Genomic DNA, 15,272 nt, shown 5'->3' with positions numbered 1-15,272 from the left:
ACGAACGCGCGGCGCTGACGCAACAAGGCCGCGACGCGCAAAGTCTTCACGACGCGCGCCGCGGCCATTCGATCCCGCTGTCCATCCTCGCGGCTAATCTCTCTCCGCCGCCATCTCCTGCTTGATCGTCGTCTGCGCGCGCACCGCGATCTGGCCGTGATTGATTCGGCTCGACACGTTGTACACGCCGATCAGCATGAACAGCTCGGTGGCGGCCACCGAGCACGCGGTGCCGACACCGCCCCAGAAGTAGATGCTGATCGGTGCCTGCACCAGATGGAACAGCGCGCCGTAGATATAGATCCGCTTCAGCAACGACTGATTGCCCGACGCGATGATCGTCAGCATCACCTGGGTCGTCGTCATGCCGACGATCGCCGGCACGAACACGAGAATGCGCAAAATGCGGAACGTCTCGCCGAACGCCTCGCCGAGAAAACGTCCGACGAACCATTCGCCGAGCACCGTAAAGCCGACCAGAATCAGCACCGCCGACGCCGCGAACGCGACCATGAAGCCGCGGTTGACCTTGTGGATATAGGCGATGTCGTTGCGCTCGTAAGCGACGCAGATCTTCGGAAAGAACGCCTGGATGGCCGGCGCCGTGCACGCGCGTAGCGCGTTGGTGAGTCGCTCGGCCGCCACGTAATAGCCGACCGCGCCCGGGCCGCTGATCATGCGCAGCATGATCACGTTCGCGTACATGTACACGGACGTCAGCGCCGAACCGAGAAAGATGTGATACGCCTCTTTCGCCTCGGCCATCACGTCGGCCCAACTGACCCGCACGCTCAGCAGGATCTCGCGCTTCCAGATCAGCGCGCCCATCAGGATCACGCCGCACACGAAGGTCGGCGCATATTGCAAAGCGGCCGCGAGCATCACGTCGTCGCGAGTCCTCACGAACAGGAACAGCGGAATCAGCAGACCCACGCGCGTCGCGAGCAGCGTGCCCGCGAGCACCGGCAGGCGCTGCGTGCCTTCGTAGAAGCAGCCGGGCGTCAGCACGCCGCCCCAGATCACGAGCGAGCCCAGCAGCGTCGCACCGCGCTCCTGCGGCGACATGTGCGCGGCGAAGGCCCAGCCGACCAGCACCAGCGAGCACAGCAACGCGAGAATCGCGCGGCCGATCGTGGTCGACCAGTAGATGCGGTTCACGACCTCCGGGTTATCGATGTGCACCGCCACCTTGCGCGCGCTCGACAGGCCGAAGCCGAAGTCGACGATGACGAGAAGAATCTGCGAAATCGATTGCGCGTAACCGATCACGCCCAACCCGGCCGGCCCAAGTACGTGCGACAGATACGGCAACGTAACGAGCGGCAGCACGTAGTTCAGTGCGTACACCGAATACAGCGCGATGATGACGTTTCTCGTCGACACAATCGTCCTGTTTGCAGTAGGCGGTTAAAACTCACGTCGAAAAAACAGAGTACGACACGAAAGCAGGTTCACTTAGTGCGATATCGATCTTGTTGTAGCGATCGTCTTCGCCATTTGCGTTCAACACCGCGCTCTTCACCGCATTGCCGATCAGATTGCTTACCACGGTCTTGTAGTTGGCATCGGTTGCGTCGGTTGCGAACAGGATTTCGGCGAGTAGAGCATGGCCGCGTGTCGCCACGCGCAACACCACGCGACCCGAGGTCGAGCGCAGCACGTTGATCGCGATGCGCGTCGTCTCCTGCGACACGGTCTGGTTTCCGCAATGCAGCGCCGCCGCGACGCCGCCGCGTTCGTAGCCGACGCCGAGATTCAGCGCATGCACGAGGCTCGCGTCCTTGCCGCCCGCAATCGCGCCGCCGCCCGGATACGCCTTGGCGTAACCGACTATCGTGTCGCCCGCGCGATCGCCGAAATTGCCCTGAATCGTGATGCCGTCGAGCGGTGTGCTGCCCGGCGCGGTCGAGCTGCCGTACACGAACTGCGGGCCGTCGCAGCCGGCGTTCTCGTCGTCCTGGCCGGGGCGGTAGCGATTGCCCACGATCGTCGCCGCCTGCTGGTAATCGATCTGGATGTGGCAACTCTGACCGGGCGGCACATCGAGGTACGACGGATGGCCGCGCGTCGAGAATTTCCAGCGGCCGATCTTGCCGTCGCCGCCGCAACCGTTGCGCGAGAAGTAATTGCCGTTCACCACCTTGCCCCAGTTGCCGCTCTTCATATAGACGCCGGCAAAGCCATTGCGATCGAACACCGCGCCGACGATCAGCGACTCCGCGCCGAGAATCACGCCGTGTCGCGCGTTCCATTCCCAGCGTCCGCCGATCACCTGCCAGAAGTTGTCGACGATATCGGCGCCGGCCGTATGGCAGAACATGCCGATGCAATTGATCAGCGAGCCGTCGGTGTGCTCGGTCGCGTAGAAGCCGCGCTCGCACATGTACGCATAGCAGCGCTCGAGCGTCGAGGTGACGCCGAGTTCGTAGCCCGCGCGCGAAAAACCGATCGCCGTGCAATGACTAGCCCCGGCCGACGTACCGAAGTGGATGCCGATCGCCGTGTTGCCGGTGTGCGCCGGATAGTTGGCGAGGTAGTAGATGACCTTGTCGTAATGCGCGGGCCGCACCTGCACATGCTCGACGAACGCCGAGTCGCCCAGCGTCAGCGCCGCCGACCTCGGGCCGCCCGAGTCCTGTCTCTCCAGCACGGTCGCCCCCATCGCGATGTCGGTGATCACCACGTATTCGCCGCCGCCGTCGCCGCGCAGTCTCGAGCCGTTCGCGGTGGCCAGGTCGCCGGTGTAACGCCAGATGCCGCGCGGTAGATACAACCCGCGCGCACCGCTCGCGAACGCTTGCCTGAGTTCAGCGCCGCAGTCGTAACCGGACGCGCCGCGCTGGATCGCCGCCAGCCGGTGCGGATCGACGAAGCGCGCGACGCTGACCTCGAGTCCCGCGACGATATCGCTGAGCGTCTTCAGATAGCTCGGCGCAACCGGTTCCGATGCGGCGCGCTCGGGCACGGACGCGGCGACGCGCAGGATGCCGCCGGCGCCGTCGCCGGCGCCGTTGCCCATACTCGCGAACGCGCCGCGCTCGCGCAGCGCGTGCCCCGTCGCGCGCGCGATGCCCAAATCGGCTGTGCTTGCACTGGCCCCGGCCAGGCCGCCGAGCAGGAACGTCTTGAGCGCCTGTCGCCGGGTTTTCATCTAGCCTTCCCCCATTGCGTTACTCCGTTCTTTTTTCACGTCGAGACATCGACAGGCATCAGTCCACCGTGATGCTTTGCCCCTGCTCGGCGGCCGCCGGACGCGCGCTCACGGTCATGGGGACCGGCACCGCACGCGCCTTCGCGCTGCGACTCAGGCCCTGCACGCCTGGCGGTCTGAACAGCGGCACACGATACTTGCGGCTGAAACGCCACAAGCTGTTCATATGCCGGCGCCCCGCCTTGCTCAGGAAGCCCGCTGCCGACGCACGCTGATGCTCGTGCGTGAGTCGCGCGCCCGGCACGCACAGCACGCGGTAGCCCGCCTGCCAGATGCGCGCGCAAAAATCGACGTCCTCCATATAGAGAAAGAAGTGCTCGTCCATGCCGCCGAGTTCGCCGAATAGCGCGCGCCGCACGATAAAGCCCGTGCCCAGCACCCAGTCGGCCTCGAACGGCGTGCCCGCGGCCCACGCTTCGCGCATCATGTGGTTGTCGATGCGGCGCTTGAACGCGCCGAGCCGCCCGAGCGGCGAACGCCGGCCGAGTATGTCGAGCACCGAATAAAAGCGCCGCGCGGAAAACTGCCGCTCGCCATCCGGATAGACCAGATCGAGACCGACGAGGCCGACATCCTTCTCCGTTCTGAACAACTGCACCGCGTTTTCGAGCGATGTATCGACGAAATAGGTGTCCGGGTTCAGCACGAGCACGAGTTCGCGCAGACAACCGACCATGCCGAAATTGACGCCGGCTCCGAAGCCGCGATTGATCGACGTTTTGACGAGCCTCACTCCCGTCGGAAGCGTCTCCCTCAGATAGGAAAACGAATTGTCGGGCGAAGCGTTGTCCACCACGACGATGTCCTCCTTATCCGCAATCGAAAGTTCTAGCACGGAGCGCACGCAATTTCCGACCAGTTTTGGCGTGTTGTAATTGACGATCACCACGCTAAACATTCCCTTCAGGTTCATCCCCACCTCCTGCTTTACATCAGGTGTTCGTGGAATTACCCCCAAACACGGCTTTCTGGTTCTTGCACCTTGCTTCGCGCTGTTCGCGCGCACTACCGACTACCCACTGCTCGTCCGCGCGATGCAGACGATCTGGAGCGCACTGCCTTCTGGTTCGCTACGTGCTGTCTGGACGCGGTCCGCCCACGTAATCGAACACTGGCAATGTCATCAGGATGAAGACAAACGGAATCACTTCGATCGATTGATAGAAGAGCGTTTGAAATAAAGCGGCCCACATGCACAACGAAATCCGGCTCGCGCTGCTCGCGAGTTTCGTCACCGATATCAGCACGCCGTAATAGAAGATCGCGCCCATCAGGCCGATATTCAGAATCTGCTGCAGCACGCTCGATTCGACGACGCCGAACTCCTGTTTCACCGGCTCGGGTGCCGAGTTCGTGACGAGCCCAAAGTACGTGCCGGCGATCACGTTGACCGGCAATACGAGCGACTTGGCCTTTTCCCATGCTTCGGTGCGGCCGTCGTTGCCGTCCGATTGCAGATCGGTCGCGCCCATCATCCGTTCCGTGCCGACGTTGACGACACTATCGTTCTGACTGCTCACCGCGACGCCGAAGATCATGATTGCCATCGTCGCGAACACGGTGGCAACGATCAGTTTCGCGTTTCTCGTGATGAACTGGATCGGCGCCTGCACGAACGCGAGCCCGAACGTGCCGAGAATGATCAGCATGCCGCTGCGCGACAGCGCCGAGAAAATCGCGAAGCTGAGCACCGCGCACGCGAGGCCCGACAGCACGTTCCTGCGCACCAGATAGTCGACGCCGCACAGCGACGCGGCAATCGCGACGAACAGCGGGTAGTGCAGATAGCTGCCGGTCAGCGACGGCGCGCGCAGATTGTCGAAGCCGTACGTCGCGCCGGGCAGATCGATCGGGAAGACGTTCTGCTGCTGCGCGAGCGCGACACCCGCCTCGATCAGCGCGATCAGCACGAGCCCCGCATAGGCGACCCGCGGCTGCACGAAGCGCCTCTGATAGTTCGAGATCGCGTAGAAGTAGATGAACAGCGTGAAGATGAAGACGAACAGATAGGACGGCCCGAACTCACCGGTGAGCGCGAGCGTCGCGACGATCGACAGCCCGGTCGAGAACAGCATGCCCACGAGAAAGCCGAACGACAGGCGTCCTTCGTCGCGGAAGTAAGCGGCGATCGCCGTCGGCGAGATGTACCACACGAGCAGCCCGACGATGCCGCCGACCTGGATCAGATAGGCGGCGTCCTTGCCGATCAGATACTCGAGCACGCCGCGCGAGGCACACAGTACGACGGCCAGCAGATAGGCGATGGTTGCGATCATGGCGTCAGGCCTGATACGCCACGGAGGCGTTGACGTTGACCGGATCACCGCGGTAGATGCGCTCGATCACGTCCTGGAACTCATCGATTTCGCAGACGTTGAGCAAGCTGCCGTCGTGTTCGACGCCTTCCGCGCCGAGCGGCGTCGAGACGACCGGCAGTTTCGCCGCGAGCATTTCGAGCGTCTTGAGCTTGACGCCGGCGCCCGACAGCAGCGGCACCACGCCGATATCGGCGGACTCGAAGTACTTGCCCGGATTTTCGACGAAGCCGGTCACGCAAATATCGTCGCCATTCAGGCGCTTTACGCGGTCGCTCGGATCGGAGCCGACCACGAACAGCTTCAGTTGCAGGCCGCGCCGGCGCAGCGGCAGAAAAATCGTGTCGATGAAATTGAGCAGCGCCTCTTCGTTTTCACGGCGTTGCATCGCCCCCCAGAACAGGATGTTGCCTTTCTCGACCGTGTCTTTCGAGCGCCGCACTTCCTTCAGAAACGCCGGCAGTGAGATCGGCACGACCTGCAAGGTGCCGACCCCGGGGTACAGGCCGTTGATCAGCTGCGCGTCCTTGCTGGACAGCACGAGCACCTTGTCGGCCAGCTTCAGCAGACGCTGCTCGAGCATGAAGGTCTGCCGGGTGAACAGCCATCCTTCGATGGACTTGACGCGCAAGATGACCTGGATCTGCAAGTCATGCGCGCACATCACGATCTTCACGCCGTCGTGGAAACGCTCGCGCAGATTCTGGGCATACGCAAAGCATTGCGAGAACTCGAGCCGCACGGTGTCGTATCGGTTCCTGTCGACGAGCTCGCAGAGGAACTTGCCGATCGCGGGCTTATAGCGCGAGAACAGGCGCGGTGAAAAAGTCAGCGGATTCGCGAGGAACGACGGAATCAGGTCGAACCGGCTCACGTACTGGATGTACACGTTGCGCACGTTCGCGCGGAACTCGATGGCTTTTTCGTCGACCGGCACGCGCGACACGATCAGCACGTCGAGCTCCGATTCCGCGCTCAGTTTGATCAGGTAGTCGTAGGCCAAACGGTGGCCAGCTTGCGGCGCGTTTTTCTGAGGCAGAAACGGCGTGACAAATAGCTGTTTCATCCGAGTAGTCCCTTGCCTGTACGGTGTGCGCTCGGCAGGCGCGGCCGTAAGATCCCTTCGCATTGCCATGTTGGTGTTCTGATCGGTCCAGTCGGGCGCTACGCCCCGCACCGCGGGCGCGTCGCGAACCAGGCGCCCGCGCTTATCTGTCGTACGGTTTGTAGATGTAGGCCGCGTAGCGATAGCGTCCGTAACCGTAGCTGTAGCGTCCCGGCCGCATCCGCAGTCCGTTCATGATCACGCCGCGCACCGGCAGGCCGACCTTCTGCATCTGGCGGACCGACTCACGCAGCTCGCCGATGCCCGTGACACCCTGACGCGCGACGAAGAACGTCGTACCTGCCACGCAGGCGAGCCGGACCGCATCCGCGGCGAGCAGCACCGGCGGTCCGTCGAGCAGCACGACGTCGTAGCCGGTCGCGACCTGGCGCAGCACCGCTTCGAGCCGTGTGTTCGACAGCACGTCGCTCGGGCTCGCCACCTGGCGGCCGCTCGCGATGAAGTCGACACCCTGGAAACGGGTCGCGCGAATCAGCTCCTCGGGACGGTACGCGCCCTGGATCAGATCGGTGAGGCCGGGACCGCGATCGCCGCCGAGATGCCGATGCAGGAAGCCGCGACGCAGGTCGCCGTCGATCAGCAGGACGCGCTTGCCGGTCGCGCCGATTACCGCGGCGAGATTCAGCGACACGAACGACTTGCCGATGCCCGGCGTCGGGCCCGTGATCAGCACGATATGGTTGCGCGCCTTGGTCATCGTGAATTCGAGCGCGGTGCGAAAGCCACGCAGACTTTCGATGGCCGGATCGATCACCGCTTCGCCCGCAAGCACGAGCGCCTTCGATTCCGGACGGCGACGGCTGTGCGCGAACCGCTCTTCCTGACGGCTGAACGGCACGCTCGCGTAGACCGGCAAACCGGTGCGCAGCTCGACTTCGTACGGATCGTCGATCGCGTCGAACAGACGCTGACGCACGAGCGCGATCACCGAGCCGACGAACACGCCCAGCATCAGCGCGCCGATGATGATCAGCAGCGGCTTGGGCCGCACCGGCGTATCGGGCGCGACGGCGCCGTCGACGATGCGCACGTTGCCGGACTTACCCGCCTTGATCAGCTTCAGCTGTTCGAGCGTATTGCGCAGCGACGTATCGAGCTCGGTGCCGACCTGCACGTCGCGCTGCAGACGCAGCACGTTCTGTTCGAGCGGCGGCAGCGATTGCGTCCGGCTCGCGAGATCTTTCGCTTCCTGTTGCGCCGCATGCAACTGCGCGTTGACCGACTGCACGGCCGGATGCTGCTCGGTGAAGCGCGTCAGCAGTTCATTGCGCTTCTGTTGAAGTTCCGCGAGCCGCGTCTGCGCCTGAACCGACAGCTGCAGCAGGTTGGTCGCTTCCTCGCCGAGATCGACGGTGCCATGCTTCGCGCGGAAGTCGTTGAAGCGCGTTTCCGAAGCGGAAAGCTGCTGGCGCATTTCCGGAAGCTGTATTTCGAGGAAACGGATCGAACGCTCCGCTTCCTCGGATTTGCGCTTCAGGTTCTGGCTCACGTATTCGCCAGCGATGGTCGCGAGAATCGCGCTGATCTTCTTCGGATCGCTGCCTTCGAGCGACACGCCGAGGATGTCCGATTCCTTGCCTTTTTCCGAGATCGTCAGTTCCTTGCGCAGCTTTTCGGTCGTCGTCAGCGCGGACTGGCGCCGCACTTCGAAGGTCGCGCCGGGATTCGCCTCGATCCGGTCGACGACGAGCGTGAGCGGCCCGTAGTTGGTCGTCGCGCTCAGCGGTTGGCCGACCGTGCCTTCGAGCTTCAGCTTGCCGTATTGCAGCTCGTAGCTCGATCCCTCGCCCATCTTCAGCACGAACGGACGGTCGAATAGCTCTTCGGGGACGTCGAATTTCGACACCGTGATGCGCTCGTTGCCGTACACGTAGCCGTGCGGTCCCGGCGTCGACAGATGATCGGAATGACGGCCGAGCCAGCGGCCGAACAGCGGGAAGTAGCGCGGCGCCGCTTCGATGTCGAGATTGAGCTTGTCGACCGCTCGGCCCACCACCATGCGCGAGCCGATCACCTGTGCCTCGCCTGACGTCGCGGTCTTCACGTCGAACATCGCGGACACGTCGCCGATCACGCTCCTGGACGAGGTACCCGCGTTCTCCTCGACCTGCACCAGAATGTCCGCGCGATACACGGGCTCGGAGAACACCGAATAAGCGATGCCGAGCGCGACCGCGATGGCCGTCGTGATGGCAATCAGCTTGCGATTGTCGTACAGCGCATCCAGATAATTCGCGAAGCCTGCCGGCGCATGTTCGCTGTTGTTGTTGCGGCTATCGAATGGTGCACTGCTTTGGTTCATGCGAGTTCTCCCAAAGTCTCGACGGTTTGCCACTTGTTCCCGGCGCCGGGATCGGCACGTCGCCGCATCCAGTCACGCCTGTGTCCAGCGAGCTGACCGCCTCGATCGGACGGGGGTAGCTGATTGACGCCACATCGGCTACCTTTGTGTGTAACAGCGCCTATGCGAGGTCGGCTCTTTTCCCTAACATCGCACCACATGCTTTCTTACGGATCCCGAAATGAAAAAACTTCTTGCCGCCGTAATACCGGTATTCCTGAGCGCCCAGGTGGGTTACGCCCAGAGCATCGTGTCCGCCGCCTCTTCGGCTTATGCGCCGAGTTATGTCGCCAAACACTCGCAACTCGACGCGATGACGCCTCATGCGGCCAGTTCCACCACGCTCTACGGCTCCTCGTCGGATTTCGCGTACGCTAAAAAGAACCGCTATGTCGCGCCCAACGTGTACACCCAAACCAAGAACAGCCTTCCGAAGCAGAAACGTACAAGCGTTGCACAGCCTGTCCGCGGCAAGAACTCAGCGGACCCCTACGGCAGCGATTTGTGGAATTCAGACCAGACCTACGCGTCTCCCGAGACCGCCGATCCGTACAGCGTGCGCTGAGTTGTAGCGCATCACCGTCTGGACCCCCCGTATCGCCGATGTGGCCGCTTGCGGCCACATTCCTGTTTGGTTTGAACTGACTGCCGGGCCCGGTCGCGAAGATTCCCCGATTAGCCGCGTCTCGTCCGCCGTTTTTCCACGCAAACGCTCACGACATGCACATGCTTTTGTTCTGATGAGTCTGGCTTTTTCGCCGACCCATTGAGCCGGTCATCGCCAACTCCGCGCCGTCACCGCGGCCTCGTTTACTCTGTCGAGCCACGCGCTTCAGCGCTCGATAAAATGCCTTTCCTTGGCGATCATAATATTCAGAGAGCCCGTCCTTACAACGTTCGGCAGCGCACACAAAAGCCGATTGCTGCAGGATTGCTTCAGACAAATCACGCGATAAAAAACACGTGTTTAAAGCGACGATAACGGCACGGATATACACGCCGTTTGCCACAATCAGCGCCGACTATTTTCAGGGCGCCGGACGCGGATTATCCGCATAGCGCGCGCGACGGCGCGACGGCGCGACGTGCGTCGAACTTTCGCCGATGTGCATGATTTCAGCCAGACGCCGCGCGTAATGCTCGGGCAGATATTCTTCGACGTCGTACTTTCTGTGCTCATCGGCCAGATGAATGGCGAGTTCGCCGAGCGCCTGTTTCAGGCTGCCCGGTTCGAACTTGAACTTGATCTTGTTGCCGACCGATTCCGCGGTCACCGCCATGCTGCCGCCATCGCGAACCAGCACCGGCAGACCGAGCATCGCCGCCTCGATCACGACAAGCGGCGCGTTCTCCGCGCCCACCGACGGCACGACCACCGCATCGGCGAACTCGCGCATGGCGGGAAACAACTGCTGCTGCGGCATCGTGCCGAACAGAATCAGCTTGCGCTGTGCGATCAGCGACGCGTAGCGCTGCTCGATCGCCGCGCGGTCCGGGCCGTCGCCGTACACGCCGATGCAATTGATGCGCTCGAAGCCCGTCGCCTCGCAGAGCGTCAGAAATTGCAGCAGGCCTTTCTCCGGCGAGATCCGTCCGACGAACGCGAGGTTGAAGCGCTCCTTGTCACGCACCGTGACGATTGGCATCGCGCTCGGCACCGCCGACGGATTGTGCACGATGACCGTATTCTCGATGCCGACGCGATGCAGCGCCTGCTGCATGAACAGGCTCGGGCACAAGATCCTGTCGAACACGCGCGCCGGTTGATAGGCCGCGCGCACCGCGTGCCACCACGCCTTCGTCATCAGATCGTGCACGAGGCCCTTCGGCGTCGGCCGCAACGTGAAGACCGCGCGTGTGCGCAGCACGTCGAGCGGCAGAATGATCGGACGCTTATCCTTGTCGAAGTACTGCAGCGACGGGTTGTAGTAGACGAGGTGATAGTCGTGGCAGGTGTGATACGCGCGATAACCGAACTGACGCTCGTGCCGCGCGATCACGCTGAGAATCGAAGGCGACAGCACGTTGTGGTAGTTGTGCACCATCAGCCGATGCGGCCGGAAACGATGCAGCGCCTTTTCGAGCGCGCGCGCGGCGGTCGTGTTCCAGGAGCGCGACAGCATCGTCGAGCGCGCGGAAAACTGGCTATCGTCGAAACGCTCGACCTCGACGCCGGGCAGCGTGCCCAACAACTCGGCCGATTGTTGATAGACCACTTCCGCGCCGCCCATGTGCGCGTAATCGTTGATCACCAGTACCCTGCAGCGCTGCATGTCCCCTCCTGTCGTATGCCCCTCGTGCCGTCTCGCGAAAAACCCGGACGGCGTTGCCCGGACGAATCGCTTCGTCCAGGCGCTCCCTCTGTTCAAAACTGCGGAAACTTGCCGCGCCAGCCTCCACCCTCGCGCAGATAGCGCAGAAACAGCGCAATGCCGCTCAATTGCGCCGCGAAGCGCAGCGTCGATGCCGCATCGTCGATGATGATCGTGCGCAGCCGGTACGGATCGGTGTGCTGATCGTTCCAGCCGATGTCGCAGGTGCGCGCGGTTTTGAAGCCGGCGGCCCGCACGAACTCCACTTCGCGTTCGCCGTAATTGCCGTTCGGATACGCGAAGTGCTCGCACGGTTGTTGCAGCAGCGCCGCGATCTCATGGCGGCTGTCGCGGATTTCGGCCTCGCTTTCAGCGTCGCTGCAATGCGTGAGGATCGGATGGAAGCGCGTATGCGCCTGGAAGTCGATGTGCTCGCGCATCGCCTGCAGCGTTTCGATCGACAGGCCGGTCGGCCGGTCGTCGCCGTCCTGCTGGTAGCCTTGGGCCGCCAGCGCGGCGAGACGCTCGTCGTTCGTCATCCGCTTCAGACGTTCATGGCCGACGCGCAGCGAGCCCGGATGCAGCCACCAGTGACTGCGCGGCCGTCCGACGATGCGGCTGCACAGGAAGATCGTCGGGCGCACGTTGTGCTTGATGAACACCGGCAACAGCTTCGCGTTGCCCGCGTGGCCGTCGTCGAGCGTGATCGCCACGCGTGGCCGGCCGCGGCCGGGCGCGCTGACGTCGGTCAACGGCACGAACTCGCACAGCTTGCGGAGATAAGTCAGGTGACGGTCGAGCGTGTCCGGATCGGGATCGTGATAAAGCAGCACGGCCACGCGATCGCGCCACAGCACCTTGCGCGTGAACCACGCGAGACCCGAAATCAGGACGAAGCCCGCGAGCATCTCCTTCACGAGCATCTTGTAGCGCTTCATGCGGCGCCCGCGGTAGCTGTCGGACAGGTGCGAGCGCGCAGACGCGCCCGTTGCTTGGGTTTTATTCACCTGAGCGCTCCGGCATGGGTGCATCGGCGACGGGCCACGTGCGTTGCCGCGCACCCGCTTTCAACGAACCGATAATGTGCCGCGCCACGGTCGGCGACGCGTGCTTGGTTCCATAGACGAAGCGCATCACGGGCCCGAAGCTGTGCGCGCACGCGGGTCCGATCACATAGAGGCCGCGCACGCGCGTTTCGTAGTGCGACGTCAGATCGGGCATGCCGCCCTGATTCGAAATCGCGTCGGCCAGATCTTTGGACAGGAACGCGTGCTGCCGCATGTCGGTTTTGAAACCGGTCGCGGCGATCACGTGATCGGCGCTCACCCGCGCTTGCTTGCCATCGCTCAGCACGTTCAGTACGACGCGGTCGTTTTCGACCGCAGCGGAGCGCACCACGGTGCGATGCGAGATCTGCACCTTGCCGACCACGCGATCGTGCAGCCACCACGCGCCGGACGCGCCGTACGTGTGCTCCATGATCTGCTTGCGGCGTCGTGGGTCGAGCATGTGGAACACGCCCGGAAACTCGGACAGGAACAGCGAGCGCCAGCCGCGCCCCAGTCCCGCGTCGGGCCCCTTGATGCGCGACAGGATGTTGCGACCGCCCTGCGGCCGCTCATGCCACACCACGCCGCTCTCGCGCATCAGCACGTGCGCGCGCGCGCCGAGTTCGTTGAGCAGCGCGGACAGCCCGAGCGCCGACTGCCCGCCGCCGACGATCGCAATGTCCTTGCCGCGCGCCCACTCGAGGTTTCCATACAGCTCCGAATGCGACGCATATTGCGCCGGCAAGTCCCGCAGCGCCGGCGGGGTTTGCGCGAAGCCCTTCAGGCCGAGCGCGATCACGACTCTGCGCGCGGCGAGCGAGCGGCCGTCGCTGAGCGACAGCTGGAACTGATCGCCGACGCGGCGCAATGCGAGCACGTCGACCGGCTGGATTTCGCCGACCAGATTCGACTGGAACCACAGCCCGTACTCGACGAAGGTTTCGAGCGGCAGCGCCATGCCGAGCGGTTGGTAAGGCAGCCCTGTCAGGCGGCAGTAGTCTTCGACGGTAAAGCCGCTGCGCGGCGCGTGCAGGCTCGACGCGAAAGCCTCGGAGCGCAGCAGCATGCCGGGCGGCATGTAGTTGCGCCACGCTCCCATCGGTTCCCCGAGGATCTGGTGATCCACGCCGGCGGCCTTCAGATGCGCGGCAAGAGATGACCCGTAGGGCCCCGCGCCAATGATGATGGTATCGGTCAAAGACATGCTGGTCTCCAGGGGAACGGCTTTCGTTGCCAGCGTCAGGCTTTGGCCTGACGCGACTCGGGCGCCCTGATCGCTTTTTTCCAGCTGCGCTTCATGCGTCGCAGCGGATTCATCACGACATAGTGCTGCAACGCTGGGAGCGGATCGTTCCAGCGAAAATAGCCATCGAAAATTTTCGTGCGCTCGCTCAGCAATTCGGGCGGCGGCCGGTCGGAAAACGTCGCGCGCCACGCGACCGGTTGCCGGCTCAGGCGCTCGACGGGCAATGGCAGGCCGAGTTCATGGCGGTACGCGGCAAGCGGAATGTTGACGCCGCACAGCGTCGCGATCTCCTCCTGCCAGTCCGTGCGGCCGACCGTGGGCTCGACCATCACGAACTCGTTGTAGTTGTCGTCCCACTTGTACTCGATGCTGCCCATGCCGTCGAAACCGGCCAGCTCGGCGAAGCGCCGCGTCAGCGGTTCGAGCGTCCCGCGCGCTTCGGGCGCGGCCACGCAGATCGCGGTATTGCCGACGCCCGGCGGCGAGCTCAACACCTTGCGGCCGGTGAACATGCTGACCATGTTGCCGTCGGCGCCGCGATAGAACAGCGTGAAGTGGATGTTGCTGTCAGGCCCCTCGATCCACTCCTGCGCGATGATGCCGCCCGGCGTCGCGAGCATCGCGATAGCGCGATCGCGTGCATGCTGCAGCATGTCGACGCGCACCGCGCGTTCTTTCTCGCCGCGCAGCACGTTGCGCTTGTCGTCCGGTTTCAGCACGCACGGGTAGCGCAATTCGGCCAGCCGTTCGATGTCGGCAAGCTTGTCGAGCACGACCGAGCGCGGCACCGGAAAGCCATGCCGCTGCGCGAATTCGTGAAAGCGCGCCTTGCTCGACAACATCTTGACGGTGTCGTCGGCCGGCAAGCGGAACCGATACCAGTGCGACAAAGCCGCCCGATTTTCCGACACCGCATGCACCGCGTCTTCGTCGGTCAGAATCAGAACTGGCAGACGATCGAACCGCTTGCCGAGTTCGATCATTTCATCAACGAATATTTTCCCGACAAAACTCTTTACCTGATGCGCATGAACGTGTCGGCACCACGTCGCCGCGCGGGTCCTCGTATCGACTGCGACAACCGGAACGCGGGCCTGCGCGAGCGACCGCGCCACCCCCAGTCCGTTCAACTCTGCTCCAACGATAACCCCTGCCGATTGACCTGAGTCGTATGCGCTCGCCATAGTGTCGATATCCTTGCTTCGTACGTGCGTGGACCCTCGAAGACAGTCTTCGAGACTCCACGCGATCGAATTATCGAATCGGATAGAAATCCTTTTTTGTCGCCTCGCGGGGGCGCTTTGGCGTTAAAGCTTTGTTCCGGCGGCATGCATGCATGAGCGCGGCAGGCACGTCCTGGCACGCGCCGTGTGTCGAATCATGGTCTTGCGATTTACCGCAGCGTGAGCATTGCGCTGCTCTTGCCTTGACCTACTTTACGTTTCGGCCTGATCTCGATACGTGCGCCGGCGCACAGAGAACAATAGAAAGTAAGAAAGGAAGAAAACCCTTTAGAAAGGCGCAGAGCCTTATTCCGTAAGGGTTTGGACGATTTCGCCATTGTTATGTAAAAACGTTGCGAAGCATTAATTTATTGCAACACGATAATGGCGGAAAAAAACTTTCTAATGGGACTATAAAGTGCTGGATCGCACAAAAGATATGCGCTGCG

At 62.9% G+C, this 15,272-nt stretch carries 11 protein-coding genes; 1 reads left to right on the top strand and 10 read right to left on the bottom strand.

The features are described from left to right. Positions 1–93: 93 nt before the first annotated feature. The 6 genes from OKW27_RS31875 to OKW27_RS31850 all read right to left on the bottom strand — a co-directional run bounded on the left by OKW27_RS31875 (position 94) and on the right by OKW27_RS31850 (position 8,954). Complete coding sequence (locus OKW27_RS31875; RefSeq protein WP_090803222.1) at positions 94–1,383, bottom strand: oligosaccharide flippase family protein; 1,290 nt, start codon at positions 1,381–1,383, stop codon at positions 94–96. Between the two features lie 31 nt (positions 1,384–1,414). Then, the gene (locus OKW27_RS31870) at positions 1,415–3,151 is read right to left on the bottom strand and encodes a hypothetical protein (protein ID WP_429335810.1); all 1,737 of its coding nucleotides are present in this window, start codon (positions 3,149–3,151) and stop codon (positions 1,415–1,417) included. A gap of 58 nt (positions 3,152–3,209) precedes the next feature. After that, positions 3,210–4,124, bottom strand: a complete 915-nt coding sequence (locus tag OKW27_RS31865; RefSeq protein ID WP_090803220.1) for a glycosyltransferase family 2 protein — start codon at positions 4,122–4,124, stop codon at positions 3,210–3,212. A 157-nt stretch (positions 4,125–4,281) separates the two neighbouring features. Further along, positions 4,282–5,487, bottom strand: a complete 1,206-nt coding sequence (locus tag OKW27_RS31860) for a hypothetical protein (RefSeq protein ID WP_090803218.1) — start codon at positions 5,485–5,487, stop codon at positions 4,282–4,284. Positions 5,488–5,491: 4 nt separating this feature from the next. Then, the gene (locus OKW27_RS31855) at positions 5,492–6,592 is read right to left on the bottom strand and encodes a glycosyltransferase (protein ID WP_429335809.1); all 1,101 of its coding nucleotides are present in this window, start codon (positions 6,590–6,592) and stop codon (positions 5,492–5,494) included. A 142-nt stretch (positions 6,593–6,734) separates the two neighbouring features. Then, positions 6,735–8,954, bottom strand: a complete 2,220-nt coding sequence (locus tag OKW27_RS31850) for a GNVR domain-containing protein (RefSeq protein WP_090803215.1) — start codon at positions 8,952–8,954, stop codon at positions 6,735–6,737. 220 nt (positions 8,955–9,174) lie between these two features. Between OKW27_RS31850 and OKW27_RS31845 the strand changes: the two genes are divergently transcribed. Further along, a complete protein-coding gene (locus OKW27_RS31845) occupies positions 9,175–9,558 on the top strand; it encodes a hypothetical protein (RefSeq protein ID WP_429335808.1) in 384 nt (127 codons plus the stop codon). Positions 9,559–10,021: 463 nt separating this feature from the next. On the opposite strand, the gene OKW27_RS31840 is transcribed toward OKW27_RS31845, so the two are convergent. The 4 genes from OKW27_RS31840 to OKW27_RS31825 form a co-directional block, all read right to left on the bottom strand. Continuing rightward, positions 10,022–11,266, bottom strand: coding sequence for a glycosyltransferase (locus tag OKW27_RS31840; RefSeq protein WP_429335807.1), 1,245 nt, complete (start codon positions 11,264–11,266; stop codon positions 10,022–10,024). Between the two features lie 92 nt (positions 11,267–11,358). Further along, complete coding sequence (locus OKW27_RS31835) at positions 11,359–12,243, bottom strand: polysaccharide deacetylase family protein (RefSeq protein WP_429336611.1); 885 nt, start codon at positions 12,241–12,243, stop codon at positions 11,359–11,361. A gap of 61 nt (positions 12,244–12,304) precedes the next feature. Beyond that, a complete protein-coding gene (locus OKW27_RS31830; RefSeq protein ID WP_429335806.1) occupies positions 12,305–13,558 on the bottom strand; it encodes an NAD(P)-binding domain-containing protein in 1,254 nt (417 codons plus the stop codon). 35 nt (positions 13,559–13,593) lie between these two features. After that, complete coding sequence (locus tag OKW27_RS31825) at positions 13,594–14,583, bottom strand: carboxylate--amine ligase (protein WP_090803209.1); 990 nt, start codon at positions 14,581–14,583, stop codon at positions 13,594–13,596. Between the last annotated feature and the right edge of the window lie 689 nt (positions 14,584–15,272).

The sequence above is a fragment of the Paraburkholderia sp. 35.1 genome (assembly GCF_050436525.1).
Taxonomy (GTDB): domain Bacteria; phylum Pseudomonadota; class Gammaproteobacteria; order Burkholderiales; family Burkholderiaceae; genus Paraburkholderia; species Paraburkholderia tuberum.
Note: the sequence above shows the minus strand (reverse complement) of the source record. Positions and strands in the feature narration are given on the sequence as shown.